The sequence below is a fragment of the Hydrogenoanaerobacterium saccharovorans genome, assembly GCF_016901815.1.
GTDB lineage: Bacteria > Bacillota > Clostridia > Oscillospirales > Ruminococcaceae > Avimicrobium > Avimicrobium caecorum.
Genome location: NZ_JACSNR010000020.1, coordinates 1 through 3,213 on the forward strand (window position 1 = coordinate 1; position 3,213 = coordinate 3,213).

Below are 3,213 nucleotides of genomic sequence, written 5' to 3' on the forward strand. Positions count from 1 at the left end.
AAAGAGTCACTTCTTTCCCCGGCTTTATATTCCTCAATAGCTCAGTCGGTAGAGCATGCGACTGTTAATCGCAGGGTCGTTGGTTCGAGTCCAACTTGGGGAGCCATGCGTTTTAGGCCCGCACTGTTCGTTTGATCCCTCAGTGCGGTGCTGTCTATATAGTACATTGGGCCTTTAGCTCAGTTGGTTAGAGCATCCGGCTCATAACCGGACGGTCCCGGGTTCGAGTCCCTGAAGGCCCACCAATTCGTCGTTCGTCCGATGTTGAATATAGGGGTATAGCTCAGTTGGTAGAGTCGCGGTCTCCAAAACCGTTGGTCGTGGGTTCAAGTCCTACTGCCCCTGCCAAAACACACTCAGATTCGTCTGGGTGTGTTTTTTTATTTCCCGGGAAACTCCGGAGCGGTCTGGCTGATCACCACCCTCTTACAGACAATCGAAAGCAAATCTCCGAAGCCCTGTGGAAAGACAGCTCCTGGACAGCGCAAGCGATTTCTGCGGCTACGGAGTCATGTCCTGGGTTTTGGGTGTGCTGCCTGTCCGGATGCTCTGCTTTCCACCCGGGGCAGGATAAGGCAGCCATGTCGGTACACAGTGCGGCAGCTTTGGCAGCAAAAGTAATGCCGTGTGTCTGTGTGCTTCCAGGCAGCGGGAACCGGCGCTCTGGTGCAGGATCTGCTGCATATCTGGTGATGGTCTGGGTACAGGTCTGCATCTGGTAAAATCCGGAAAAACCTCTTCATCAAAAACACTTGACTTTTATCCGAGGACATGATATAGTCAATGCATACAAATACAACAAACGAAGTTTGTAGGAGAAAGCAATCGCTTACCGAAGGAGTAATACTCTCAGGTGCCCGGATTCGGGCAGGGACTATGAACGGATGTGGCTCTGGAGAAGCCTCCCAGCGGAGGTGCCGAAGGTGCAAGGCGCAATTCCTGCGTTAATCTCTCAGGCAAAAGGACAGAGTGTAAGAAACGATCATCAGGTCAGTTTGTCGGTCGGGTGTCCCCCGGTCGGCGGGCTGTGCTTGTTTTGTTTGGATCTTCAGGGCCGGAATGCTGCATTTGCATTCCGGCTTTGCTTTTGTCCCGGACTTCGTTTGTATGATTGAGAGGAGATTATCTATCATGCAGCAGCTTGCCCCGTTGGTCAAAAGCATCAGTGACTTTTTCTGGAACAATATCCTTCTGTTCCTCCTGTTCGGTACCGGCATCTGGTTCACCGTGCGGATGCGCTTCATTCAGGTGCGCCGGTTCGGTCATGGCCTGGCCCGTCTGTTCGGAGGGTTCAGCCTCAACGGTAAAAAGGCCGATCACGAGGGTATGAGTTCCTTCCAGGCACTGACCACTGCCATCGCCGCTCAGGTGGGTACCGGCAACATCGCCGGATGCGCAGTGGCTCTGGCCAGCGGCGGCGCAGGCGCCATCTTCTGGATGTGGGTTTCCGCTTTCTTCGGTATGGCTACCATCTATGGAGAAGCGGTCCTCGCCCAGACCTTCCGTACCACCGTTGACGGTCAGGTCACCGGCGGCCCCATCTACTATATCCGTGCAGTCTTCAAGGGAAAGTTCGGAAAGTTCCTGGCTGGCTTCTTCTCCATCGCCATTGTCTTTGCCCTGGGCTTTACCGGCAATATGGTGCAGGCCAACTCCATCAGCGATGCCTTCCATAATGCCTTCGGTCTTCCCAAGCTGGCTGTGGGTCTGGTTACCGCCGCGGCGGCTGCCTTCATCTTCCTGGGCGGTGTCCGCCGGATCGCCTCCTTCACCGAAAAGGTTGTCCCGATTATGGCGCTCTTCTACATCATCGGCTGCACCGCTCTCCTGGTGATCAACCATGAGGCTGTCCCCGAAGCCCTGCGCATGATCTTCACTTCCGCTTTCAGCACACAGGCAGTTGTGGGCGGCGCCGCTGGTATCAGCGTTCAGCAGGCAATGCGTATCGGTGTGGCAAGAGGTCTGTTCAGCAATGAGGCCGGTATGGGCTCCACTCCTCATGCCCATGTCCTGGCTAAGGTAAAGCACCCCCAGGAACAGGGCGAGATCGCCATGGTCAGCGTCTTTATTGACACCTTCGTGATCCTCACCCTCACCGCTATGGTGATCCTCACCTCCGGCGTCCTCGGAAGCGGTGCCACCGGTGCCGCTCTGGCCCAGCTGGCCTTCAGCCAGAAGTTCGGCTGGTTCGGTGATGCCTTTATCGCCCTGTGCATGCTGTTCTTCGCCTTCTCCACCATCATCGGCTGGTACTTCTTCGGCGAGATCAACTTCAAGGCCCTCTTCGGCAAGAAGGCGCTGCCGGTATACAGCATCGGTGTTGTCCTCTGTGTGCTGTTCGGTTCGCTGCAGGAAGTGGAGCTGGTCTGGAACCTTTCGGATCTCTTCAATGGCCTCATGGTAATCCCGAACCTGATCGCACTGTTGGCCCTGTCCGGACTGGTGGTCAAGATCAGCCGGGAAAACTGGGAAGAGGAAGATGAAAAATCTGCGGAGGAACAGTTCGTTCCAGTACAGAGCGCAGGCATGGAATAAGAATCGACAGTACAGTGTCCCTCGCCAGGTTGGCAAGGGACACTGTTTTTGTTTGTGCAGTTTTTTGGATAGGATGGGCATGGTGTTCAAATCTGGTGGAGGGAATTATACCGGAATTACAAAAAGAAAAAGCCCGTGTAGAAAAATGAAAAAAAGCGTTGACAGAGAGAAAACCCTGTGGTATTATAACTAAGCTGTCCGATGCGGACGGCGCCCGACAAAAAGGGCTTTGAAAAAGCCGAAAAAAAGGTGTTGACAAAGCTCCTGAGTTGTGGTAAGATAAACAAGCTGTCCCGAGAGGACAGCAAAGAACCTTGAAAATTGAACAGGAACTAACGAGTAAGTAAGAACCCTTGAACAATACTTTGAGAAGTAATTCAAAGGAACAGATAGACGAAGCGAAAGCCAAGTTTGTTTGAGAGCTATTTAGGCGGCAGATTCTTAGCAGGTCTGCTGTTTGGATAAACGATTTAATTAAGAGTTTGATCCTGGCTCAGGACGAACGCTGGCGGCGCGCCTAACACATGCAAGTCGAACGGAGAATGCGGGACTGAAGCCTTCGGGCAGAAGACCTGTATTCTTAGTGGCGGACGGGTGAGTAACACGTGAGCAACCTGCCTTCAAGAGGGGGATAGCACCTGGAAACGGGTGGTAATACCGCATAAGACCACAGTGTCG

1 protein-coding gene, 3 tRNA genes, 1 rRNA gene and 1 riboswitch are annotated in these 3,213 nt (G+C 53.5%); all 5 genes read left to right on the forward strand.

Annotation, left to right across the window (positions count from 1 at the left end; genetic code table 11):
• Positions 1-30: 30 nt before the first annotated feature.
• A tRNA-Asn gene (locus H9X81_RS11450) sits at positions 31-106 on the forward strand.
• Between the two features lie 62 nt (positions 107-168).
• Positions 169-245 (forward strand) — tRNA-Ile (locus H9X81_RS11455).
• Positions 246-272: 27 nt separating this feature from the next.
• Positions 273-348 (forward strand) — tRNA-Trp (locus tag H9X81_RS11460).
• A gap of 534 nt (positions 349-882) precedes the next feature.
• Positions 883-978, forward strand: a riboswitch (glycine riboswitch).
• A 153-nt stretch (positions 979-1,131) separates the two neighbouring features.
• On the forward strand, positions 1,132-2,535 hold the full coding sequence (locus H9X81_RS11465) for an alanine/glycine:cation symporter family protein (protein WP_204722158.1): 1,404 nt from the start codon (positions 1,132-1,134) through the stop codon (positions 2,533-2,535).
• A 470-nt stretch (positions 2,536-3,005) separates the two neighbouring features.
• A 16S ribosomal RNA gene (locus H9X81_RS11470) occupies positions 3,006-3,213 on the forward strand; the annotation flags it as partial.